The organism is Paenibacillus sp. 32352 (genome assembly GCF_002042965.1).
Taxonomy (GTDB): Bacteria; Bacillota; Bacilli; order Paenibacillales; family NBRC-103111; genus Paenibacillus_S; species Paenibacillus_S vulneris.
This window is the reverse complement of record NZ_MZNT01000012.1, coordinates 201002-225760: the sequence shown is the minus strand read 5'-3', so window position 1 is coordinate 225760 and position 24759 is coordinate 201002. Positions and strand designations below refer to the sequence as shown.

The following is a 24759-nucleotide window of genomic DNA, read 5'->3' as shown; positions in this document are numbered from 1 at the left end:
CCTAACGGGCTGACTCATCCTTCCAGACAAAGCTTGAGCAAATCGTCCACATGGGCTGTCGCCAAGCATTCCACTGTATCGGCGGCCCCGTAATAGATTTTAACTTCGCCGCTTTTCTCGAGAACCATGCCACCCGGAAAAATAACATGATTGCGGAAGCCTCCGTCCACCTCGTAGTCTGCTTCAGGCGCAAGCAGAGGCTTCTTGTACATGCCGACGATCTTTTTCGGGTTATCCAGATCGAGCAGCATAATGCCGGCCGTATACCGTTTTTTCCAAGTCGGCTCCCATCCGTTTTTGCCTCTGGAAGGATCGATATCGACCGCATGAAACAGAGTTAGCCAACCTTTCTCTGTTTTTACGGGTGGAGCAGCGGGACCGATCTTATCGTTTGCGAAAGGCACCTGCTCCACTGCCAGTAGCAGGTCGGAATTTCCCCAGAACTTCAAATCTGGCGATTCGGATATCCAGGTATCAAACCGATCGATCCCACCCCGGCTGTATACGGTAAACGGGCGCTCTAGACGAACGTAACGGTTATGAATTTTTTCCGGGAACAACACCATATTTCGCAGATCCGGCGTCGACAAGCTGAGTACTTCAAAATGTTCGAAATCATCGGTTACCGCTACGCCTCCACGAATGCCGTGCAAGGTGTCCACAGCAAAACACATATAGCAGCGTTCGTCGATAACGGTTAACCGTGGGTCGTAAGCGCGAACGATTTCCTCGTTATGCATTTTAAAGCAGGGCTTCGGACCCGCTTTCCAATGGATGCCGTCATCACTGAACGCAATGCCTAAATCCGTCGTATGATGCGGTTCTATCGATTGTTTCTCAAGTGAACCGTAATCATTGCGGAATACCATCACGTACTTACCGTTGAACTTGGTGACGCCCGCATTAAAGACAAGTGCTGTCGGATAAGGCACGGAAGCCGCATCCAGAATCGGATTCGCCGGATACCGCTTAATAATGCTGCTGGAGAACAGGTCTCCAATCAAAGGTAACGATGTCATAAAAATACTTTCCTCCTAGTCATAATATAAGCTTAAGAACAAGCGAAGACCTGTAAGGACCCCATAGTATACTTCAGGCTAACCTTTTAACGAACCTGCTGTCATCTGCATAAATGATTTGTTGGCGAACAAGTAGACGATCAGGATCGGTAGGATGGACAAGCAGGCCCCCGCCATCATCAAATGCGTTTGCGAAGCGGCAGCTAACCCATATTTCAAATTGGCGAGACCGACGGTCAGCGTCTGCAATTTGGGCTTACTCATAGTAAACACAAACGGCAGCAGGTATTCGTTCCATGCTCCGCGAAACGTGAACAGCGCGCTGACACCCAGTCCCGGCGTCAGCAGCGGAACAACAATCTTCCAGAATGTTCCTCCTCGTGAACAGCCGTCGATGCGCGCCGCCTCGTCCAATTCTTTGGGAATGCCGTTCATAAAGCTAAGAAGAATGAAAAAGGTTGATGCATGTGCACTGATCAGAATAAGGATGACACCCCACAGTGTATTATGCAGTTGAAGTTTAATCATTAGTTCGAACTGGGGTCTTAAGACGACAGCACCGATTGCGACGAACATCGTAAAGGCTTGGATTCCGACATACAGCTTCTTCCCTCGAAATTCCATCCGGTTTACAACATATGCGGCCATCGAAGATACTAATAACGTACCGATCGTAACGGTAATCGCAACAAATAAACTGTTTTTGGTGTAGGTCGAAAAATTAGCTTGCTTCCAGGCTTCCACGTAATTGCCGAATTGCCAGCTGGAGGGCAGCAAGGTCGCGCCCGTGGTTAATTCGATGTTCGTCTTGAAAGAGCCGAAGATTGTGATGACAACCGGAAACAACGTGACTAACGTAACCAGAAGCAGAAAAACCCATAAGACGATGTTCCATACGATTCTCATGATGCTATCCTCCTCAATCGTTGCGGTTCAGCCGTTTTGAACCAAAGAAATACAGTAACGTGATCAGCCCCACAATAATCGCGGTGACGAAGGCAACGGCGCTGCCATACCCGATTTCCTGTACCTGCGTAGCCGCTCCGGTGCCTGCAGTAGGAAAAAAAAGCTTGTATACATAGAGAAACATAACCGTTGTCTTACCGATCGGACCTCCATCGGTCATAACCATAATGCTTTCATACCCTTTGAGTGCGTTGATAATTGCAAGCATGATAATCATTTGCAGCACCGGACCCAGCATCGGTATCGTAATATACCAGAACTGTTGCAGCTTATTCGCTCCGTCGAGAGAGGAACTCTCATAGACGTCCTCCGGGATGTTCTGGAGACCCGCAAGAAAAAGCAGCATGTAGTTGCCGACAGCCCCCCAGACAGCTACAATGATCACGGTCAGCATGGAATGATCCACACCGAGCCAATCGAAAGCTTGATGAATAACCTTGTATTTCATCAGAAATTGATTCAGGATGCCGTTATACGAATTGAATATTGTAAAAAAGACAACGGCCATGACGGCCGTGCTTATGATCGTCGGCATAAAAAATATCGCCCGCATCAGGTTCCTGCCCCAAATCCCCCGGTTAAGTATTACGGCTAAAAGTAGTGACAGCGGAATCGAAATGGCCAGCTTCCCACCGGCATAAACGAATGTATTTACGACGGAATCCCAGAAATCATGGTCCTTCATTACCCGGACAAAATTATCCAATCCAATAAACCGTTCCTGACCGTACCCTTTATAATCGTAAAACATATACCTCATGGCCCATAAGATCGGGTAGATCCCTAGAACAGCGGTTAGAATAAAGCTGGGAAGCAAGTAACTGTAGGCAAAAGCGGCATGTTTGGCTTTATTCAATCCATCTCAACTCCTTATTTGTATACATAAGGATGGGGCGTCGGTCATCCCCATCCTCATAGAAATGTTATTTGACAAATTTCCCAGCTAAGTCTGAAGGTTTGAAATCCGGCATAGGCTGCACCTTGACGTCGCCTTTGGCGATAGCCGTATCCAGCGCAGCATTATAGCGCGTATTCAAATCAGTTATGATGGATTCCAAGTCGCCTCCGCTTAGAATGTACTTGAAGAAGGCATCATCGGATTTTGTTCCTTGTACTGGCACGACAGGATAGACTGGCCAGACACCATCATATTTGTTAGGCAGGAACCCTTCGATGCCCTTCACTTGAGGCTTGGCCGCTACCGCGCTTATCGATGGCACCATCGCAATGCCGAATCCTTTTTCCTGGTACTGTTGCAGCAAAGAATCGTTGTACATGTACTTCATAAATTTCCAGGCTGCTTCTTTATTAGCCGTTTTTGAGCTGAGTGCAAGCCATTGGCCGCCCAGGAAACCCGAGGCTCCGTTGAAGCTTCCATTGATTGATGGAACCGGTGCCGCCGCCCAATCGATTTTGGCCGGGAACTGCGATTGATATACACCCGCTTCGGCTGAGAATGAGAGATACATCCCGATTTTACCTTGGGCGAACTGCGCACGCAGCGGATCGATATCAAGAGATTCCACACCGGGCAGCATGCTGCCATCGTCTTTAATTTGTTTGAACGCCTGGATGATCGGCTTCATGCCGCTAAAGTCGTAGCGGGCAGTCTTGAAGTCATATCCGAACCCTCCGTAGCCGCTGACCTCAGCTATGACGCGGGAGGAACGGCCGAGCGCGCTGCCTGGATTCTTGAAATTTTGTGCGAATCCGTAAGCTCCAATGGCTTTGCCAGCTTCGGTAAGTTTCTTTGCATCCTCGACCAGCTCCGCCAATGTTGTCGGTGGGTTTGTAATACCCGCTTTAGCGAAAAGCTCCTTGTTGTAGATGAGGCGCATCGTCGTGCCGTAATTCGGAAGGCTGTATCTTTTTCCGTCAAAGCTGTTCAGATCTTTCATCTCCGGGAATTTGGCTTTCAAGTCGTCAGTCATGAATTCATCGATTGGCGCTAGGAAGCCTTTTTTATAAAACGTTTGAATCGTATTTTCTTTGACTCGTATAATATCAGGCGGTTCCGCGGTTTGGAACGATAGATCGAGCGCCTGGTCGAAATCGTCGCCCTTGACCACCAGTTCGACTTCAATGTTGTCCTGATTTGTCGTATTGAACTTATCAACCATTTCTTTAATAAAATCAGAGTCGTGGCGGTCACCCGTCCAGTAAGTAATCTTCGTTTTCGCTATGGGTTTATTCCCTTGTCCTTCTTTTGGCCCGTTATCGCTGCTGCAGGCCACCAAGCTGCCTGCCATAGCCAATCCAAGCAACGCCGGAACTATACGTGTTTTCATATCTCATTGCCTCCCCTTTTCAATTCGTGAATCTCTATGTCCTTATTTTAAACCTGAAAGCATTATTACATAATGCGGTAATCCCCACATTAAGGGCAGGTTTTTTTAGCCGTTATATAAAAACACCCCCGGTTCCTAGGAAACGAGGGCGTAAAGATGTGACGGGTTAGGACTTGTTATCCTGTGAAGAAGCGCTCTTCCCCATGCTGTAGGCCTTGAACTCGGAAGGCGTCATGCTGGTATATTTCTTGAAGATTTCGCTGAAATACCTTCTATGCTCATAGCCCAGTGTCAGTGCGATTTCTTGTACCTGGTAACCGTCAATGAGCATGGACTTGGCTTTCTCCATTTTTTGTTGGGTAACGAACTGTTGATAGGAGATGCCGAGCACTTTTTTGAACAGGTTGGAAAAATAGCCCGGGCTTAGATTTACCTGCTTGGCACAATGCTCTAAAGACAAATTCAATTGCAAATTCGCACAGATGTAGTCTTTTGCCTGATAAATCAACTTGACGGATTCATCCGAACGTTCCTCTTCCATCCAGCCGCAGGCTTCCGTGCAGTGATTCCTTATGCGCTCCCGCATTTCCTGAAAGGTGCTGTACCCCCGGAGGTTCACCGAACCGTATTGGCGCTCCAGTGTGAAAACCCTCTCTGGCGGAAAATATTCGAGCATCAACCGATTTATTTTATTCGAAAGCTCCATGCATAGATTCTCGACATATTGCGGTTTGGGTAGAGGATCACTGCTTATCCATTTGTTAAAAATCCGCTCCAGAATATGCAGGCAGTTGTCCTTATTTCCAGAACGCAAAGCGAACAAAAATTCCTGCTCTGTTGAAATCGAATACGTTGGCAGGCTATTACTCCGTCCCGCCGAAGGAGAATAGCTGTTGACGCCGTCACCTTCCGTGTAGAAGTGGTACGATAGCGCGCTTAACGCCTGGGTATAGGAATGAGGTAGTTCCGAAATGGTATCGACGCACAGACCTACGCCGACAGAGACGGTAGATTTCGCAAACTGGGAAATATTCGCACGGCACGCTTCCGAAATTTGCTGTGCTGTGATATTGTCTATGCAGTTAACGATGCATATGAACCGGCTCACACCTTCACGAAACACCATGCCACGTGTCCAAGCAGCTATCGTCTCCTCCAGTATATTCCGCACAGCAAATTGAATTAATTCAATCTCCCGTGCAGGTTGGCTGCCATACTTGTCCGGGAAATGGTCGAGCTCAACGATGAAAATGTTGAAGTGACGCGGCTCCAATTCGATCTTGAGCTGCTCCCATTCCTTCAATGCCCGCTCTTCACTTGCCGGATGATGCACGAGAAGCGATACATATTCCCGCTGCAGCATAGGCATACTCGTACGCGCACTCTTCTCGAGTTCTAGCCTCTCAGAATGTTCCCTCATCTCCTCCTCATAGGCTTTCTTCGCTTTGAGAACAACCTTCACAATCTCATCGATCGAGAACGGCTTTTTGATAAAGTCAAATGCCCCCAGTCGAATCGCCTGCTGCGTATAGGAGAAGTCAGTATATGCGCTTAAAATCACGATTTTGATATGCGGCGACACTTCAAGAATCGCCTCCGTCATAGCAAGTCCATCCATTCTTGGCATTCGAATATCAGTTAGGACAATATCGGGCTTCAACTCTCTAACGAGTCTGAGTCCCTCTTCGCCATCTAAAGCAGTGCCGACAACCTCGACACGATGCTCATGCCACGATGGCTTGCGGGCAATCATGTCAACGACGCTGCGGATGTCATCGATGACACATAATTTTACGACCGGACTCTCATTCATAATACTCTCCCTCCCTTTTCCTAATGGGAATCCAGAGATCGGTTCTGGCTCCACTTCCCAAGCTGCTGAACAGCTCCATGCTTGCTTTCTCGCCATAATAGAGCTGGAGCCGGTTTAATATATTATAAATTGCATATCCTTTCTTCGAGCTAACTTGATGAATCATCGCCTGCATGACCTTGTCCATTTCCATGCCGGTGCCGTTATCTTCGATCACCAGATGCAGCATATTATGTTCTCTACTTACCGATACGCGAATGATTCCCCCGGACCGGCGGTTGCTGAAGCCATGCTGAATGCTGTTCTCGATGATCGGCTGGAGCAATATCTTCGGTACATAGCAGGTTAACAGCTGCTCATCGCTTATGTTGATAACGTACTCGAATAAACCCTCGTAGCATTTTTGCTGAATAGCACAGTACTGCTGTGCATGGGACAGCTCATCCTCTAGCGTATTCCAATCACGGCCTCCGCTGAGCCCCAATTGGAACATCTGGCTCAATGCAAGAATCATCTCATTGACATCGTTATTCTCGCCCATAACCGATTTGCAATATATCGTGTTCAAGGTGTTGTACAAAAAATGAGGCTCCATTTGCGCTGTGAGCGAGCGTAGCTCCGCTTTTCGCTTGCCAGCCTCACTCGACTTAACATCATCTATCAGACGATTGATCTCATCCAGCATCCGGTTGAATTGAAAGCCGACCTGGGCCACCTCGTCGCGGTAGCGGCTCTCGAACCGGACGGAAAGCCGGGTATCCTCCACTTCCCGCATCAGTCGTTGCAGCTTGAACAGGGGGTTGAGCAACAGTGCCGTCAATTTGTTCGAGAACAACCACGCCACCAATAAAAAGACGATCATGATGAAAATCGTTGTACGCTGCACAAGATTCATCTGCTCCAGCAGCTTGTCTTTGGGCTGCATACCGAACAAAAGCCAATCTTTCACAACGCCAGAGCGTGTATAATTTACCAAGTAATCCGTTTTATCAAAGCTATGAAAAAAGGACCCGCGGGTATTCGAGGACACATTACGCAGAAAAAGCTCATCCTTCATCAGATTATGTTGTGTAGACCAGGTGGTGCGGATGACATCCTCGCCTTTAGAATCGACCATAAAGTAGTTACTGTCATTTTGGGATGAGTGCTTATTGATAACCCCGATCAAACTGTTTTCATTTATATTGACGACGATAAATACATTAGTGCTCGTCACATTATCCTGTGTTCCTTTGGTGACGAAGGACAATACACGCTTTTCTCCAGTAAAAAATATATCCGTATGTCCCTTGACCCACAAACCATCCGGTTTGTCTTTAATCTCATAATACAAATTTGACTCGTAGAATGATAGGGACTGTGACCTTCGCTGCGCCGTCGGGTAAAAATCACCGATCGGGGTAGCTATAAGAATGCTCTCGATCAGAGGATCATTATAACTCAATTGAGAGAAAACATACTGGAATCCGGACAAATGAACATAATAATTCGATATGTTGTTGCTCTGAACGTCGAGCATCATTTGCCGGAATGCGTCGCTTAACATCAACGAACGGAGAGAAATTGAGATGCTATTCAGCTTATCGTCCAAAATTTGCGTCGTCTTGTCCACTGCCTCCTGGCTCGAGGTGAAAGCGTTCTTTTGCAGCTCCTTGGATGCAATCCAATAAGAGCTGGTTCCTACAACGCTAATGGCCAATATGATTAACAGGATGAATGAGGAGCGAATTCTTTGTTTGAAAGATATCCCGTAAAACAGATCGTAAAACTTCTTTCGAATGACTCTCCCTCTCCGCGCGCTCATGTTTCTCCTCCGTCCTTTCCTCAAGGGTCCAAGGTTTTTCCGGCAATCGGTCGAATATATAACGATGCTCTCCTTGGCTGCTGTACTTGTCCCAGACTTGGATTAAGGATACCATGTTATCCAAACATCAAGCTAGCTTAAACTGCGAATTTGGCGGCCTGCTCGGATATGCACCAGTTATAGCAGTAAACGGCTTTAACTGCGCGAACTTCGTTAATCGTGGCGGACGAATCCCAGCTCCAATTCATAGCTTTAAGAAATAATTGAAACCTCAAACAGCAAGTCCCTATTTCACTTCACTTAGGAGACTTGCTGTTTTTTTGTGTTAGTTGATCAGTCGTAGAAAAAACTTTAGCAGAATGAAGAGGCATATCATTTGATCCCCCCTTTATCCATCTTACTGCAATTACATCAAACAGTTTCCATTCTATTTGAACTGGAACCAAGTTAAATTTGCAACTGTGGTTGAATCTGACTTAACAAAAGTAACATATACAGTATGGGTTCCTACAGCTGTCCCGGTATTAAGCGGGATATTCTTGACCGACCATGTCTGCCATCCGCCTGTGCTTTCTGCTGTCCAATAACCCAGCATAGTGCCTGTAGGACTGTCCAAGTGGAATTCTATCCTTCCGCCGGAATTAGCGGATGCAACCTTCAAATCAATACTTGTTTTAGCTGTACTACCAAAGTCTACATTTTTAAATGCTATATAGTCGCCATTACTCCCTCCACCAACATCCAGCCCACCATCAGTGCTTGCCTCATAGGATAAAACACCTGAACTAAGGTTATAGCCTTCCGCTTCAAATTTCAATGTGTTGAATTTTGGAGCTGCAGCATAGCTGTTAGTATCTGTTATTTTCAATTCTGCCAATGTAGTTGCCGCAACTCCACCGACGCGAACATTGTTTAATGTAACTCCGGAGACAGTAGATGTGTCACTCCAACCCTTCATTATTGAAACTTCACCTAAAGCGCGTAAATTGATATTATTATAGACCACATTTTTTATCGGACCGGTTTTTGCAGAAAGATCAAACCATCTGGAGTGAACACCGGATCTTGGCCAGAAGCCTTCAACATCTATATTGTCAAATATGATGTTTTGTGCTGCTGGAGTTCCATAAAGATGACCTACCGCTAAAGCGCGCCAGCACCGGTATACATAAGAGTTTTTAACAACGATGCCATCCTGAAGCTGTTTTACTCCATCTCCAACCTTGAATGCTCCACATCTGCTCCAAGCGAAAGCATCATCCACAACTACATTTGACTGGTTTTCAGGACTTCCCGGCCAGTTTGCAGCTATATCCGTAGTTGCTACATCCCAAGTCTTAAATGAGTAGGTGTCATCCTCTGATACTGCTACAGTGTGCTTTATGAGTACATTCTGGCTCTCTTGAATGTCTATTGCATCATTTTCATAATCAAGTTCATTGTTGTTGAAGTGCTTTGTATTCTGGAATGTTACGTTATTAGATCTTGTAACGATTGTAGCCCAGCCACCGCTGTCTCTTATGGTTATGCCGTCAACCGTGAAGTTGCTGCACTGCAAGGGTACAAGAATATTGTTCAAATAATTGTTTGTATTTCTCATATAATGGCCATTGCCGTCAATAGTCCCCCTGCCGTATATCTTAATATTGTTTGCATTTGTTTCGGTATAGATAAACCATGTTCCATCCTTTTTCAGAGAATTCTTATGAAAATGGGTAGTGTAATCGCTTGGATTTCCTGAACCCCTTATAACAGAACCACCCTCCAGATAAACCGAAACATTGCTTTTTAAAACAAGGTTTCCGCACTTATAAACTCCGGCTGGAACGTATACTATACCGCCACCTGCTGCGTTAGCCGCATTGATGGCGTTCTGTATTGCAGTTGTAGCCATAGCGAACCCGGTACTGTCGGCACCGTATTGAGTTTTAACATTGTATATGCCTGTACCGGATGAAGCCGGAACATTGGTTTCAAGAGCATCTGCCGCAATAACCAGATCTTTCAGGTTATTGATTTTAACTATAAGATATCTTGGTGATGAAAGTGTAAATGTAAGTGTATTTCCGCTCTTTGTTGCAGTGATTCCCAAAGCTTTGGGAGAAATATTATATGTATTGATTGGCTCGCTTGCTGTAATTGTGATTGTAGTAGTACCTGAAAAAGAGAAATTACAATAATTATAGTTTACAAATACCTCCGAAGTGTCAATTACCGGTATATTCGTAGAGTCTGCTGTTACCGTGTATTGACTGGTCGTGGTATAGATCGACGGTAATGGATAGCTTACAACTGTAGCCGCGCTTGCTGTCAAAGGAACGACAGTTACAAGACTGGCCACCATACAAATAATTAAGCTTAAAAACTTTAACCGCTTTAACATAAATAAACACCTCTTTCATATTTTTTTAGAAAACACTCTATCATCAATGAATGATGATTTCACCAGCGATGCTCTTTACTCTTTTCATAAAGTAAATATATTCCTGCTCAGCTTCGGAAGTGGCAGAGTAATACTAACCTTTTCTGCATCAGCAAAGTTTCCTTTTAAAATACGGCCCCGGTTTTGTTACACCTTGTGCAGGATTTCTGCGTTGGTCGCTACTACTGAGCTGTATTGTTGCATTTTATGCACAATCTCCCCACGGTTGCTGCTATTGATTTAGCATTGTTGCACTTCATGCACAATCTCCGCGCAAGCCGCTCCAATCATGGTACATGGCCCCACTGTTACTCCGCATTTCCGCCCTCAGCCTGCTTCCAATCTTATCTATGCTCCGGCTCCAGACAGAGCCGGAGCAGATCGTCCACATGGGCCGTTGCCAGACATTCCACCGTATCCGCAGAGCCGTAATAGATCTTGACCTCGCCGTCATCCTCCAGAATTATCCCTCCCGGAAAAATCACATGATTGCGGAAGCCCCCGCCAATCTCATAGTCTGTCTCCGGTGCCAGCAGCGGCTGCCTGCTCATGCCGATCACCTTGCGGGGGTCCTCCAGATCCAGCAGCATAATTCCGGCGGTATAGCGCTTCTTCCAGGTGTCCTCCCAACCTTGCTTGCCACTGGCCGGGTCCACATCCACCGCATGGAAGGTGGTCAGCCAGCCATTATCCGCCCGGACCGGAGGTGCGGCCTGGCCAATCTTGTCATTGGCAAACGGCACCTGCTCGACGGCGAGCAGTAGGCTGGAGTTGCCCCAATGCTTCAGGTCCGGCGACTCGGAGATCCAGGCATCGAAGCGGTCCCGGCCGCCGCGGCTGTATACCGTGAAGGGACGCTAAAGCCGGACATACTTGCCGCCGATCAACTCGGGAAACAGTACAATATTGCGCAGGTCCGGTGTAGACAGGCTGAGCACCTCGAAGTGTTCCAGATCATCGGTAACCTCAGAGATGTTATTAGCATACGTTTCATCATTGGTAGTCACCCTTATATATCCCTTCTGTATTCGCTTACAACCTGATTATAGACGGATTGGCGCATCCGGATAAGGCGGGTAAGCCCACATTAAGGGCAGATTTCTGCAGCAGCTTTATACAGAGAAGGGAGGCCACCTCCGCCCTGCGGACATGCCTCCCCTGCGCATTCTTATTCTTTTCCAAGATAATGCAGTTTGAAGTCGGACGGGGTCATGCCGGTATATTTCTTGAACACCTCGCTGAAATAGCGCCTGTGCTCATACCCGAGATCCTGGGCAATCTCGGACGGCAGGTCCCGGATATCCTGCAGGGAAGGTCAAAGACTGTACCAGGAGTTGCATAAATTGATTTAAATCATCAGACGTCATTTTTGGGTAATCTAAAATGATATATTGGAAGAATGTATAGTTTCGATTTAGGATGTAATAGAAAGTCATTAAGCCGAGTGCTATAGCGAAAATGGTTCTTATAATATCTAGGATGTGTCTGAAAACTAAATAACATGGTAAGATTAGAGAGAACGAATGGGGCGTCAAGCATGATTCAAAGACGGTACGAAATAAGCGATGAACAGTAGGAACAAATTAAGGGCATGTTTCCACCCTACAAAACAGGACGTCCGACAAAATTAAGTGAAAGAACCATGTTTAACGCTTTTCTATGGATCGCTCGAAGTGGTGCTGCCTGGCGCGATCTACCGGAGTGACGCTATGGTTCATGGAAAACGGTCTACAGTCGCTTCTGCAAGTGGCGAGATACCGGACTGCTTGTCGCGATCTTCCAAACTCTTCAGGTCGAACCTGACTTTGAAAACTTGAGCATTGATTCTACATCGGTCAAGCCCATCAACATAGTGCTGGTGCTAAAAAAACGCCCCAGGACACGAAGTGAATCAGCACATCGGCGGTCAATCGTGGCGGAAAGACAACCAAACTTCACGCCGTCGTCGATGGATTAGGAACCCCCCTTGCTTTTCTTCTGACGGGTGGTCAAGTCTACGATTCCGTTCCAGCGATCGATTTACTTCAGAAGCTTGATATTACAGGAAGTCATATTCTTGGCGACAAAGCTTATGGCTCAGAAGCGATATTGGAATTGGATTACAGCTAAGCAGGCATCCTACACCATCCCGCCTAAAACGAATAGTCAAAACCCATGGAAAGTCGATTGGTACCGCTACTAAGAACGCCACTTAGTGGAGTGCTTTTTCAATAAAATCAAACACTTTCGCCGTGTGGCTACTCGTTACGACAAGTTGGCCAAGTCATTCCTGGCTCTTGTGTACGTAGCTGCCATTTTCAAATTGACTCAATGAAGAGTTTTCAGACACGACCTAGACTTTAAACAATTGTTGCACAGTATCCTGTTTGCTTACCTTTTTCAACTGACTGGATATAGCCATCAAAGTAATAAGGGATCTCATCTTCTTTGCCATTCTGAATTCTGCCTCTAACTTTATCGAATGCAAATATTGAAATTGAAAATTCAGGCTCACCAGTAACTAAAACGGGCTGCTCTCTTTCTTGTACCCAATAATACTTCCCGCCGTAGTTCCTTCTTGCCACTTCGAAAATGTAACTTCCAACCATAGAAGAAACAGAATCCAAAGTATCATTATCTAATTCATACTCACATAATTCTTCAAGGATATCGTCTACTTCACGTAAACTTTGTACACTAAAATCAAAATTTCCTTTATCGGAGAAGTTATTTTTGAAGCTTTCTGCCGTTGAAATAATGTCTTGTTCTAATCTACTTTGCATAATCTAACCTCCGATTTATACGCCATTGCAAATTAAACTTGCTGGCATATCACAAAATATATATTTTTACTTTTTCATCCCCTAATCTATTCACCAGACATTTCCATTATCCTCCCCGTTGAGACTAGGAGTTTCAGGTATTGTACTCTTCGAGAGTGCGGATCAACTTTCTTTTGACAGCTTCTCTTAGTTCTTCCGGTTGAAGCACGACCGCTTCTGTACCGAACGCAAAAAAATAATCGGAAAAGAATGGTATCTCTGAAGATAAAATAGCCGCTTTTAGTAAGCCTGTACCGTTATCGGAAACATGAACTTCTCCCCAAGGGAAAATCCAACTCTTATCCCGGAATAACTCAATTCCTTTTACCGTCAATTTTACTTTGACCTCAACGCTTTCTTGTTCGCTGTAAAAATGAAATCCCCAGTTCGTTAAGTCCACCTTTGAAATATCCACTGGAGGCGTTATCGTCTCGGCGTCCGCCAAAGCGGCCGAACGTATCCGATCAACCCGGAACAACCGGAAGGCTTTTCGCAGATAGCAGTAAGCTGGGCAAAACCAATATCCCTCATAGGCATATATACCGATCGGCTGAATTGTTCTTTGATTGGCCTCATACGTACGAATTCCATAATGGATTGTTACGGGCAGCCTTCTGATGGATGCTTGGAGCAATATTTCAAGGTATTCGGAGCGTTCTTGGCGTGTATGCGTAAAGAAGTCAACTCGGTGCCGCATCTCATCTATCTGGCTTTTCACATCCTCCGATAAATGCCTGTAAAATTTACGAAGTGCGGATTCTGCAGATGCCTCGAAGGGCAGCGAACTGAAGTGTCGAAGAGCATGGGAAGCAAAAAAGAGTGAGAATGCCTCATTTTCCGTAATTGAAATAGGTGGATGACTTCGCTCCGTAAGAACCTGGTATCCCCCTCCTGCACCTACTTGAGAGTATAAAGGCACTCCCATTCCACTCAGCTCCTGCAAATAGCGCAGCATGGTCCGGGTAGATACACCAAACTCTTCAGCAAGCTCTTTGACGGTGAATTTCCGTTTCCGATTTACCGCCATCATCAATTCAATCAGGCGTCTCGACTTTCCCATTGAATTTACCCCTCCCCCCCAAAAACAGTGACAAGTTTTGTCGCATTTGTATTATACACTATGAATAAGCCGGAACAGTGGCTAGCAGAATTTCTGGACAAACACTACGGAAAAGAGGTATATCTATGACAAAAGAACAACGTCGGATCGTGGATACTATGCTGCGGCGTCCCCGACCCGTCAAGCCACAAACTATTGAGGAGATGCGTGCAGGCTTCGCTGCCATGATGGCGACTATGAAAGTACCTGCGGATGTTCTGAACAAGCCAACGACCCTGGGTAATAGACCCGGTGTCATCGTCGACCCTGTAAAGGATGCCCTCCCGGGAATAATCCTTTATTTTCATGGCGGATCGTATAGTATGGGTTCTCCCTACACTGCGATGTCCCTTACCGCGAATCTAGTCAGCAGGACCGGCATCCGGTCTATCTCACTCGATTACCGTCTGGCTCCGGAACATCCGTTTCCTGCTGCCCTTGACGACGCGCTTGCGGCCTACCGTGAGCTTCTGGAGAGTGGAGTTGATGCGGCGTCTATCGCGTTTGCCGGCGACTCCGCCGGCGGCGGTATTGCTGTATCGACATGCTTGACGGCACGGAACGCAGGACTGCCGATGCCGGCAGCGGTAGTGGCGTTCTCGGCGGGTTTAGATAAAACGCACTCTGGGGCTAGTATGGATAGCAAAATTGGGCTCGATCCGTTCTTCACTCGTGAGAGCTTTGAATTTACGGATGCGATGTACCTCGCTGGACAGGATCCGAACCATGAACTCGTAAGCCCCGCGAGGTTTGCCGATCTTACCGGATTCCCACCGCTCCTGCTACAAGTCGGAACCAACGAGGTCCTCCTTGACGACTCCACGCAGTTAGCCGACCGTGCACGGGCAGCTGGCGTGGATGTAATCCTTGACGTTACCGCCGACGTCCCGCACGTTTTTCAGGCGTTCGCCGGTATTCTTGATGAAGCTGATCAAGCCCTGGATCGCGCCGCGCTCTTTATTACACAGCACATCAAATAAAAATCGGTGGCTTTTTCTTGTTATCTGTTCACGATAATTGGAAATGAAATATAATGAGGAGGACGTAGCCCAAGCGAAGGCGCGGGAGCGTCCTTTTTATTGAGCTCCTACTATTTTGTCTCCAAGCTTCTTTCCGAATTTCTCCATTAGATCAAAGATTGGAATCAATGGCTCCCCTTTTGATGCTACTGAATACTCAACAATCGGAGGTAATGCGGGATAAACTTTACGATTAATTAATCCATCCTCTTGCATATTTGAATTAATATTTTCCAAACCCATCTTCACATGTAATATCCAATTCAAGTACATCGTAGAGGTTTCTTTTTGATTCCTCTAACTTTTTTTGAGCCTTCTCGATTTCAGATATTTTCTCCTTAATGATATGTGTTTGAACATCTTTGGACATTCCATTTCTCGCGATCATGGCTTTTATTTCGTTAATGGAAAATCCCATGGATAAACATTTTTTTACGACTTCTAAATAAGCAATAATTTCTGAATCATAGTCCCGGTAGTTATTCTGTTCTCTCCTAATATAATCATTGGTGATAATCCCTATTTTCTCATAGTAACGGATAGTTGATATTGGAAGGTTAACCATTTTTGCAACTTCACTAATCTTCATATTCATCACCTCAATGCCTTCTCTTGCTATAAAGTATACTTCATAGTTTACAATTCTAATAGTGAGGTTAAGGGACCGGAATCTCACAACTAGTATAGATGAAGGAGAGAACACTACATGAACACAATCACTGGCAAATTCCACAAAACTAACAATTTCAATGAAATTGTCTTGGAGCGCCGTTCGGTGAAAGTCTACGATTCAGAAGTGAAAATTAGCCGGGAGGAAATGACCGAAATTTTAACGGAAGCTTCCCGCGCGCCTTCTGCTATTAATATGCAGCCCTGGCGTTTCCTTGTTATCGACAGCCCAGAAGGCAAAGAAAAACTTGCCCCGCTAGCATCCTTCAATCAGACGCAAGTTCTGACTTCCTCCGCTGTCATCGCGGTATTTTACGATGCTAATAACATGGAATATATTGACGAGATATTTGGCAAAGCTGTAGAACATGGATACATGCCGCAGGACATTATGGACATGCAGGTACAACAAGCGAAATCCTACTATGCCAACCTATCTGAATCCGACCTGCGAGACATGAACTTGATAGATTCGGGTATTGTATCCATGCAGCTCATGCTTGTTGCACGAGCCCATGGATATGATACTAACCCAATGGCAGGATATGATAAGGAACGGATTGCTGAAGTCTTTGGTCTTAATAAAGACAGGTTCAAACCGGTCATGTTGATCTCAATCGGAAAAGCAGCCAAAGAAGGTCATCCTTCTTACCGCCTTCCCGTTGAAACCACTACGACTTGGGCATAATCGAACATAAGCTGCTCATCCACCAGCTGTGACACACATGATTACCCTATGTTATTAAACATAGGGTAATCCTTTATATTTGTGCCTTCTCTTAACTTTGTAACAGAATATGAAGCAGATGAAAGTTAAATCTCTACCAGAGAATCTTGTGCATTTTTTTGTTACACAACCTTCCCTACATAAAAAAATAAAAGCCTGAATGCTCAAGCTTTTCTATTGGATTATGTGGAAAAATCATTCCCCTAAGCATGCGAAATCGGTGATGAGCCGCACAACTTCTCCTTTTTCGTTCAAGGCGAAGTAGGAGGCGTAGAACCCGTCGCCCCATCCGGATCTGAATACGGCAGCATTATGCGGTTGTCCCGGATAAGGAACCGCGTTACAGTAATCCGAACTGACCGCATCGTCCCCTTCCAGAAGCTCGCTTAGATAATCGTCATAATAATTGTCGTATGCTTCGCCTAGCTGCTCCGTCAGTTGCTGTTGGTGTTCCCTGAACCGTTGCGCGCTTTCCTCATCCATAAAGCAGCCGAGTCCCGCATCGACCGGATAGCCGTATATTTCCCCGGCCATTAATTCTTCAAGCTTCTGCCCGGGCAGCACCGCCATTTCCCAAGCCGCGATCTCATCGTCGGAAAAGCGGATTTCGGCGCAGCAAATCCAACCGTATTGCTGCTCTATATACAAGTTGACCGGAAACATTCCGACAGGCGTACGGCGCGAAAATGCCGGCCTTTCCATGTTTGCGAGCGGATCGGTGGCGACAATGCTGCCGGTAGGCACGTATAAATCGGGCAAACGAACGATTTGCCTCACATCGGGGTGATTTTCCCCTGCTCTGAGTATGTCCAGCAGCTTCGCTCCCGGCATTCGTTGGCCGCGCAGCGCCTGCAGCGCATCGCGTAACCTTTTTTTCACAGCCAGCGTCGATGTGTAGCGATCCTCTGGAGCGGTTTGAAACTGGCACTGCAACTCCCAATTATCATTGTAGACATCGTACGACATTTGCCATTCTTCGTCATTCATATACCGAGTGACCCTTAAAATATAAAATTGCACGCCGTCGATAAATCCTACCTGCTGCCAATCCTGCTTATGATTTTGGTAGAAAAAGCAGCTCCCGGCATCGTTAGCTTTGATTCTGTATACATCCGTGCTATCCGGACTCATTCTGTGAAAAATTTCGGAAAATGCGGCGGGGAGCTCTTCGGCAAAAGACGCATAAGTTTGCGTCAGCTTCTCCTCGTTGATCACCGGCAACCCTTCCTCAAAGCTGGCAAGGAGCTTGCTTCGATCCGGCCAAAGGCCTTCCGGCGAGGCATCGTAATCAATCAAAATGTCATACAAAACATCCTTGGCGCGATGTGTCGAAGGGTACAGCGTCCATCGCTCGATCATCGAGCCGCTCTCATTTTCCAGTTTGTCGATGCCATAGATATCGTTGTGAGATATGAGCACATTGCTGCCGATTGTCCCGATATGCATAACGAAATCTTTGGCAATGACCGCATCGGCTTCCAGGCGGCCGGCTACGATCAATTGACCATGGTTGTAATAGCCATACAAGCATTCGCAGCTCACGTTCCCGCTTACATAGAAAGAGGCGCCAAACAATGCGATGTGCTTTGCGGTCAGATCGCCGAACACGACCATTGGCGGTGAATGATCGATATCATATGCTGTAATATAGGTGTCTACCACTACATTCGCGGCAAATATGTAACCTGCAATTGATAAATGGAGCCGCTCCGCCTCCTCCGCCAGCTGCTTCATATCCAGCCGCTGCAGATGCGCGTTTTCTTCCGAAAGCAAATAATAAACCGGTTGCTTATCGTTAAGATGCAGCAAGGCGCTGCCAAAGATATCGTACAGCGGAGTATTGTGCGCGGGATGAACGATCGCATTCAAAATACGATCCGCCTGTTTGACTGTGATGACGCGAAACGTATGCCCAAGCAGCGTGCATGTCCGATCGACAAGATCCTCCTGCTCCGCAAGCTCCTTCATAAATTGCTCCTTTTGTATCTTAAAGGCATCGCTCTCAGCTATTTGACGGTCTTTCTCTTTCACATATTGTTTGTTGTCGACCCGGACCTTTGCGACAAGGCGCTTGAAATGGCGAAGAGCTTTCTTCAGCATATTCGTGTCGTCGGGCGGCAGCGGCTTTAACTCTTTTTCATACCCGTTACCTTCCTGATAATACAGGGCGACCGTTTTGTCTCCCTGTTCATCAACCGCAATATCGTAATGGAAAAAGAAAAGATCGTCCTCGCCGTCTTCATTAACGATCTCTTCCCCGATCACAACGCGCGCGGATAAGCCAGGCTTCGGCAGACGAAATCCGAGAAACAGGTTCAAGTACCAGTAGCCGCCCTTATCCATATCGTAATAATCGTTGTATTTCTCCTGCACAAGCGGCAAAGCCAAAATCTCTTCGATGGCTTGAACCGTGACCGTTGCTCGCAGCTTCTGCAAATCATCCTCAGGCTGAAGCAATGAATCCTCGCTTTTTACCTTCAACAGCGACTTCCCGGCCTTCAAAAGCTGCAGCACATCGCTTCCCCGGGTTAGCCAACATTCTTCTTCATCCGCGGCATACAGCTCCTCGACGAGCCATTTCCCCAGCGCCACGATGTCTAAACCCGGCAAGTACCATTGCTCATCATATTGCTTAAGGTGCTGCCTGCTATTCAGCGATCCTGCAATTTCCACGTGATACTCTTCCGTTTCGGCAAAGACCGTCGCATTTACGTCTCCTTTTACGACAAGTTGCCCGTGGTTGTAATCGCCCCAGAACAGTTCCTGTACCGTCAGACTGCCGCTCACATAGATTTGCTGGCCGCCCACCAGCATATTTTTAGCGGATAGATGCCCGATCACGATCAGTCCCGCAGCGCCGTCCGTGTTTTCGTTATAAATGTAATTGTTTACTGTCAGATTGCCGTCAACCAGGATTATACTTATCTGTTCGTTGCCCAGTGGCGCATCCAGATCCAAGCTCTCCAGTGTGGTATCCCCGGAGAAGTAGGCGACAAGCTCTTGTTCCTGTCTTTCCGGCCTCCGCTCGATCCAGGCATAATAACCCAAACTATCGCTTGGCAGCTTATCCTTCACCTGAAGCAGCGGAACGATTTGATGTCGATTATTCACTTTCCGATACCTCCATGCTGTTACGTGTGTATGGCTATACCTGATTCCGTTTTTCCGCATACATGTTCTTTAGTGGCGCATACCACCAGTCGAGAAACTGCCCCCAGCCCTGCTCCGATAAACCACCGCCTAGCACTTCGAATCCTGTTTCAAACTCCTTCTCGGACGGCAATCGGGTAAGACCGTAATCGTTGTTGTATTCGTATGCGCGGGTTTCAATCACTACGTTCCGAATCGCTTGAAAATGCGGATTTGCCATTACCGCTTGGGCGCTGTATCCGTCCTGCGGCAAGCCGCTCTCCGTGCGCTCGGCTTGCCAAGCCGTATCCATCGCATTCAAGATGGCATAGGCTGCCATTAGCGGATACCAGATGCTGATCAGAATCGTATGACTTTGTTTGCGCGCTTCTGTCAGCGTCGTGCTGATGATCTCCTCCAAAGGAATGTCCCGAGGCGTTTCCGCATCTTTGCCGTTCAATTTGCCCGCGTCCACAAACAGCTGCCACAGCTCGCTGCCCGCATCAAAATACATCATGCCGACATTTCGCAAATGATCCGGTATTTGGTCCAAATAGCTCTCACCCCAAGCTTCCATCGGATGGCAGTAGATGCCTGCATCGGGGTTAGTCTCCTCGTCCCACTCGCGGTCAGGATGAAGCAGCAGATATTTCTGCTTGCTCAACCCGTCGAAGTATGCCTTATGCCGCTCATACTCAGGGTGCTCCGTTACCGGAAACGCATAGGTATACCTATGTTTCAACAAAGGCTTGAGAACGTGAAAATGCTGGAACGAAGCGTCCCATCTATTTACAAAACATGCCAGGGAGTGGTAAAAAGAGCGCAGATCCAATCCTTCGCCAAGGGGACTTTCATCCAATACAAGAACAGCGCCATCGACAGCGCCTTCTATTTCATGCATACCCACCAAACTTCAGTCCTTTCTATTAGTCTGATAAAGTCAGAATAAAACTATTTTATCATGTTGGCATATGAATGTTATCGAAATCTCTGCTATGGTTGCAACGTGACAGCCGGACAGCGCACAGCAGCATCTTTCTGAAACATAAAAAAGCGGGCTGACGCCATAAAATGAGTGTTAGCCCGTGCTTGAAAGGACGTATTCGCTTAATCATTTTTCCCTAACTCTGCGCGTAACTTTGCGTTCTCTTTCAACAAACGTGCATTCTCTTCCATTAACTGTTTCACGTCCGGGATATCCTTGCCGGAATACCACCCGGACAAATCGTCCCTTCCCGCAAACTCCTTCATTTTTTCTTGAATAACATATTTAACGTGCAATTCATTTTCAGCATAATATGTAGGTGTTTCTTCAAATACAGTTTGCTTAAACTCTTGGAACCTCTGATAGTGTTCTATTTCTGTAAAGTCATATGGCTTCTGTCTTAAGGCTTCATCCGTAACAACAATAGCAAATCTTGGTTTGCCGATTTCTCCGGCATAATCATATTCCCACTGTGTATAACTCTTTGATTCGTCACGAAGCAATAAACCGTAAAATCCTCCGAGAATGAGGACAAATACATCAGATTCATCAATGGATCTCTTTATCGTTTTTAGTTGTCGTTCATTGAAAAATTGCTCGATTCCAACAGGGATGTGACCGTTATTAAGTACAGCTTCAACAGCGGCATGTCTTTCCTCAATCAAATCGTAATAAGTAGAACAAATGTAGACTTGCAATTTTTTTCTCATAAGCCACCTATATATAATGAATTTATGAAAAATCGTACCACTTTTTAACTTTATATGTCAACAGAACAGCGGAACCTTACCGCGAATCACATTTTTAAAAATACCCAACAGAATTAATCTATTTTGTCTCCCAACTTCTTTCCGAAGGTACCAAATTGTATGACTACTTATGCTTCAATACCTTAGCAAGCTCATATAGGGAATGGTACTGTTTAATTTGATAGTTCCGTCCTTTCTTTTGCAAATACCCTTTATCGCAAAATTGTGTTAATACATGCAATAAGTGCCGATAGGATGTGCCTAAATAATCACAAACGGTAACATGTTTCTCCTTATAAACCCCTTCATCTGCAGTTTCCAAAATAAAATCCGCAAGCCGGTTTTCAAGCGGGAAAGCAAGACTTTGAGAGTACTTTGCCGCCATAAGTGTTGCCTTTGCACTTAGAAACCTGGTTAATTCACGTAGAAATTTTGAATCTTCCAGCAATTGTGCGCGATAGCGATGAATAGGAAGTGCAAAACAAATGGTCTTGGTTGAGGCTTGAATCCCTTTTGTATAGTACACATCATGTAATAATTCCATTTCCCCTATGTAGTCATTTGCGCTGATAAAATTAATTAAGGAAACTTTCCCATTTTGATGTGTCACATAGATTTTTGCTTTTCCCTCCATAATATAAAATAGAAAATCCGGGCGCATCCCTTCTTGAATAATCCATTCATCACGCTGATATTCGTGGATTTGTAAAAACTCTTCGACCGGAAATGAAAATAAATGTGCGATGGAGTGTTCTTTCAGATAGCTCTGTCTTTTTCCATTTTTATAAATCTCCATATATCACCTTTTGGAACATGAGATATCTCATATTAATGTAAGAATCACCATGATATTATGCAACCAATGGGGTGAGAACAAATGAACACACAACGTTGGATGAGTAGTCAGTTTTTTAGTTTTTTTATGACATGGGGTATTTTTCTGCCGTATTGGACCGGATGGATGATTCATACAAAAGGGATTACCGTTTCACAGGCTAGTTTGATTATGAGCTTGGGATTGGGTGCTAGAGGTCTCTCTACGATGGCCGTATTTCCCTATTTCTCGGAAAAATTCAGTAGTAAAACATTAGTAAATACAATGGCCATTGGTACAATCATCAGCCTTTTGAGTTATATCCCTGCAACCTCCTTTACCGGCTTACTTTTGGCTACCCTGCTTCTACATTTCTTTTATCCAGCATTAATGCCAGCTTTAGATAGTGCTGCTAGCACACTTGTGCAAAATAAACAATTATGGGATTACGGCAAGAGCCGCTCCTTTGGTTCGATCGGATTTGTTGTGGCTGGCATGATCTTAACTTTGTTTACAGGGGCAATGGGTGATGAAGTCATCTTATGGTCCCTGTTAGTTGGGGCGCTGATATTCCTATTACTAGGTTTCCTGCATTCCCCCGTCGTTTTATCGGAAATTACGAACATGGATCAAAATAAAAAACACGGAATGATGAGCTTGTTCCGCATAAAACACTTCGGGTTAGTGCTTGTTATCGTAATTTTATTACAAGCGGCACACGCCTCCTATTACAGCTACGGCTATATCTTTTTACAGGAAATCCATGCACCAAAGTACTTGATTGGACTAATTCTTAATATTGCCGTAATCGCAGAGATCATTTTCTTCTCCGTGGCTGACAAACGCTTTCAGCGGTTTTCGGTTGGCTCCTTGTTGGCACTTGCGGCGCTAGGTTCATCCATACGATGGTTACTGGTATTTTCTTTTCCTAATGTGATCGTATTCTGTATTGCACAAACCTTGCATGCATGCTCATTTGCAATGGCGCATTATGCATTTATGAAATATTTGATCAAACAGATTCCACCCGCGCAGATTCCGAAAGCTCAAGGCATGTATTCAGCGCTTGCACTTAGCTGGAGTACTGCCATATTCACAATTTTCGGCGGCTATTTATACGAAATCGAGCCTAGGTATGCCTTTATCGGAATGATTGTTTGTACTATACCCTCCATGGTGCTTGCGCTTGGATATCGAAAACTGGAACTTAGAAAGAAAGCTTTAAGTTATATGTGATCAAGAAGGACGCGTTTACTATCTTAATACAGACCGAATCGCTTACGAATAAGATGGACCACAAGTAGCAAGACAGGTATGATAATACTTAGAAGAGGCAAGAACACCCCTATAATAACTTGTTTCCCTTCTTGTTCAAATTCCGTCCAGCTGCCTGCCGTCATCATCGACGATAAAAGTATGGTTATTCCTATGGGCAATGCCAACTTTTGCGGTTTCATCAGTTGGAATAAATCTGCAGCGATGATCATTGCAGCATAGCTCGGTAAAACAAGGACAAACGGAGTTCCGTCTACCAATACAGCTATTCGGCCTTCCAACAGATTCGCGGCCACAGCATCCGGCCGTTCGGTGCTGTAAATGGTCGGGAATGGACTGAACGGTTGATCCTGAATTAATTCTTCGATATAACCGGATTCCAAAATACCGTCAATCCGGATGCCATTCAACCTTTGTCTGACTTCTTGGACAAGTTGATCGTTGGCGATTCCTTGGATATACATGATCGCTACCGTTGTTTGTGTGACACTGCCGATGCTTTTAGACTCAAGCCATAGATGGGGGCTTTTAATACGACGACGTATAAGAGACACATTAGTGACTAAATTTTCAGTAAAACCATCCTTAGGCCCACGAATGACTACCTGTGAAGTCGGTTCCGATGGGTCTCTCAATTTCCCGCCTCTCGTATCGCCGCTGATCGCTTCATTCGTGCCGTTAATCAAGATAAGCGTATTACCGGATAATAAGGACAACATGAATCCTTTCCAATTTTTAACAACTTGGACTTCTCCCAGAACAAAAGCATGATTTTTTATGAACTCAAAGACATTCTTACCCGATGCCGTATCTTTGATAGCCTCTTTGGCGGTGTCAATCATCAAGGAACGCATGATAAAATCATCGACTATCGTTTTATCGGTTAAATTGTCGATAAAAACTGCGGCTGCTCGAACTCCTGGATTTCCAATCGCAAACTCCCGAATTTTTACATCGGGACTATTTCCAAACTCCTGCATTATTTGTTGAAGGTTATGTTCTAAACTAACATATAAAGTGCTTTCATTTATATAACCAAGCATTTCTTCATTATGGTTTTGCACTTCTATAGTTTTATGTTTACGAAACCGCCTCCAATCAACCATAATGAAATCCCTCCGTTCTTAATACAAGTATTTATTCACATTTGAATTTGTTTCTATACCTTTCCAGAAATGTA

At 45.6% G+C, this 24759-nt stretch carries 20 protein-coding genes and 3 pseudogenes; 5 read left to right on the top strand and 18 right to left on the bottom strand.

The window, feature by feature from the left end; translation table 11 throughout:
- Window positions 1-14: 14 nt before the first annotated feature.
- The 6 genes from B1728_RS25850 to B1728_RS25825 all read right to left on the bottom strand — a co-directional run bounded on the left by B1728_RS25850 (window position 15) and on the right by B1728_RS25825 (window position 7890).
- Window positions 15-1019: a glycoside hydrolase family 130 protein gene (locus tag B1728_RS25850; RefSeq protein WP_079913302.1), complete on the bottom strand. Its 1005-nt coding sequence runs from the start codon at window positions 1017-1019 to the stop codon at window positions 15-17.
- A gap of 78 nt (window positions 1020-1097) precedes the next feature.
- Window positions 1098-1925, bottom strand: a complete 828-nt coding sequence (locus tag B1728_RS25845; RefSeq protein ID WP_079913301.1) for a carbohydrate ABC transporter permease — start codon at window positions 1923-1925, stop codon at window positions 1098-1100.
- A 13-nt stretch (window positions 1926-1938) separates the two neighbouring features.
- Complete coding sequence (locus B1728_RS25840) at window positions 1939-2841, bottom strand: carbohydrate ABC transporter permease (RefSeq protein WP_079913300.1); 903 nt, start codon at window positions 2839-2841, stop codon at window positions 1939-1941.
- 67 nt (window positions 2842-2908) lie between these two features.
- Window positions 2909-4273, bottom strand: a complete 1365-nt coding sequence (locus B1728_RS25835; RefSeq protein ID WP_079913299.1) for an ABC transporter substrate-binding protein — start codon at window positions 4271-4273, stop codon at window positions 2909-2911.
- 166 nt (window positions 4274-4439) lie between these two features.
- Window positions 4440-6086 (bottom strand): response regulator, encoded by a 1647-nt coding sequence (locus tag B1728_RS25830; protein ID WP_256865508.1) that lies wholly within the window; start codon window positions 6084-6086, stop codon window positions 4440-4442.
- Entirely contained in the window at window positions 6079-7890 is a 1812-nt protein-coding gene (locus B1728_RS25825) for a sensor histidine kinase (RefSeq protein ID WP_079913298.1), read from the bottom strand. The genes B1728_RS25830 and B1728_RS25825 overlap by 8 nt, the downstream gene beginning before the upstream one ends.
- Window positions 7891-8036: 146 nt before the next feature.
- On the opposite strand from B1728_RS25825, the pseudogene B1728_RS36960 reads away from it, so the two are divergent.
- A pseudogene (locus B1728_RS36960) lies at window positions 8037-8153 on the top strand (hypothetical protein); the annotation flags it as partial.
- A 164-nt stretch (window positions 8154-8317) separates the two neighbouring features.
- Here B1728_RS36960 and B1728_RS25815 read toward each other — a convergent pair.
- The 3 genes and pseudogenes from B1728_RS25815 to B1728_RS37380 form a co-directional block, all read right to left on the bottom strand.
- The gene (locus B1728_RS25815; RefSeq protein ID WP_144028012.1) at window positions 8318-10273 is read right to left on the bottom strand and encodes a carbohydrate-binding protein; all 1956 of its coding nucleotides are present in this window, start codon (window positions 10271-10273) and stop codon (window positions 8318-8320) included.
- 383 nt (window positions 10274-10656) lie between these two features.
- Window positions 10657-11277 (bottom strand): annotated as a pseudogene (locus B1728_RS25810) (glycoside hydrolase family 130 protein); the annotation flags it as partial.
- A gap of 203 nt (window positions 11278-11480) precedes the next feature.
- Complete coding sequence (locus B1728_RS37380) at window positions 11481-11591, bottom strand: AraC family transcriptional regulator (RefSeq protein WP_368665241.1); 111 nt, start codon at window positions 11589-11591, stop codon at window positions 11481-11483.
- A 312-nt stretch (window positions 11592-11903) separates the two neighbouring features.
- Between B1728_RS37380 and B1728_RS25800 the strand changes: the two are divergent.
- Window positions 11904-12626, top strand: a pseudogene (locus tag B1728_RS25800) (IS5 family transposase).
- Window positions 12627-12651: 25 nt separating this feature from the next.
- On the opposite strand, the gene B1728_RS25795 reads toward B1728_RS25800, so the two are convergent.
- Together B1728_RS25795 and B1728_RS25790 are read right to left on the bottom strand one after the other, a co-directional pair.
- Complete coding sequence (locus B1728_RS25795; RefSeq protein ID WP_079913297.1) at window positions 12652-13074, bottom strand: hypothetical protein; 423 nt, start codon at window positions 13072-13074, stop codon at window positions 12652-12654.
- A gap of 133 nt (window positions 13075-13207) precedes the next feature.
- Complete coding sequence (locus B1728_RS25790) at window positions 13208-14173, bottom strand: helix-turn-helix transcriptional regulator (RefSeq protein ID WP_079913296.1); 966 nt, start codon at window positions 14171-14173, stop codon at window positions 13208-13210.
- Between the two features lie 125 nt (window positions 14174-14298).
- Here B1728_RS25790 and B1728_RS25785 point away from each other — a divergent pair, with 125 nt between their 5' ends.
- Window positions 14299-15192 (top strand): alpha/beta hydrolase, encoded by an 894-nt coding sequence (locus tag B1728_RS25785; protein ID WP_079913295.1) that lies wholly within the window; start codon window positions 14299-14301, stop codon window positions 15190-15192.
- A gap of 96 nt (window positions 15193-15288) precedes the next feature.
- On the opposite strand, the gene B1728_RS25780 is transcribed toward B1728_RS25785, so the two are convergent.
- Both B1728_RS25780 and B1728_RS25775 read right to left on the bottom strand, forming a co-directional pair.
- Window positions 15289-15447, bottom strand: coding sequence for a winged helix-turn-helix transcriptional regulator (locus B1728_RS25780; protein ID WP_256865515.1), 159 nt, complete (start codon window positions 15445-15447; stop codon window positions 15289-15291).
- 7 nt (window positions 15448-15454) lie between these two features.
- A complete protein-coding gene (locus B1728_RS25775) occupies window positions 15455-15826 on the bottom strand; it encodes a MerR family transcriptional regulator (protein WP_079913293.1) in 372 nt (123 codons plus the stop codon).
- Window positions 15827-15937: 111 nt separating this feature from the next.
- Here B1728_RS25775 and B1728_RS25770 point away from each other — a divergent pair, with 111 nt between their 5' ends.
- Entirely contained in the window at window positions 15938-16588 is a 651-nt protein-coding gene (locus B1728_RS25770; protein ID WP_079913292.1) for a nitroreductase family protein, read from the top strand.
- Window positions 16589-16822: 234 nt separating this feature from the next.
- Here B1728_RS25770 and B1728_RS25765 read toward each other — a convergent pair whose 3' ends face one another.
- The 4 genes from B1728_RS25765 to yeiL form a co-directional block, all read right to left on the bottom strand.
- Complete coding sequence (locus B1728_RS25765; protein ID WP_179136204.1) at window positions 16823-19738, bottom strand: DUF4241 domain-containing protein; 2916 nt, start codon at window positions 19736-19738, stop codon at window positions 16823-16825.
- A 34-nt stretch (window positions 19739-19772) separates the two neighbouring features.
- A complete protein-coding gene (locus tag B1728_RS25760; protein ID WP_079913290.1) occupies window positions 19773-20657 on the bottom strand; it encodes a hypothetical protein in 885 nt (294 codons plus the stop codon).
- Between the two features lie 206 nt (window positions 20658-20863).
- On the bottom strand, window positions 20864-21451 hold the full coding sequence (locus tag B1728_RS25755; protein WP_079913289.1) for a DUF4062 domain-containing protein: 588 nt from the start codon (window positions 21449-21451) through the stop codon (window positions 20864-20866).
- Between the two features lie 163 nt (window positions 21452-21614).
- On the bottom strand, window positions 21615-22286 hold the full coding sequence (gene yeiL / locus B1728_RS25750) for a transcriptional regulator YeiL (protein ID WP_079913288.1): 672 nt from the start codon (window positions 22284-22286) through the stop codon (window positions 21615-21617).
- A gap of 81 nt (window positions 22287-22367) precedes the next feature.
- Between yeiL and B1728_RS25745 the strand changes: the two genes are divergently transcribed.
- Complete coding sequence (locus B1728_RS25745) at window positions 22368-23540, top strand: MFS transporter (RefSeq protein ID WP_079913287.1); 1173 nt, start codon at window positions 22368-22370, stop codon at window positions 23538-23540.
- A 23-nt stretch (window positions 23541-23563) separates the two neighbouring features.
- Here B1728_RS25745 and B1728_RS25740 read toward each other — a convergent pair whose 3' ends face one another.
- Window positions 23564-24685 (bottom strand): spore germination protein, encoded by a 1122-nt coding sequence (locus B1728_RS25740; protein WP_079913286.1) that lies wholly within the window; start codon window positions 24683-24685, stop codon window positions 23564-23566.
- Window positions 24686-24759: the final 74 nt, after the last annotated feature.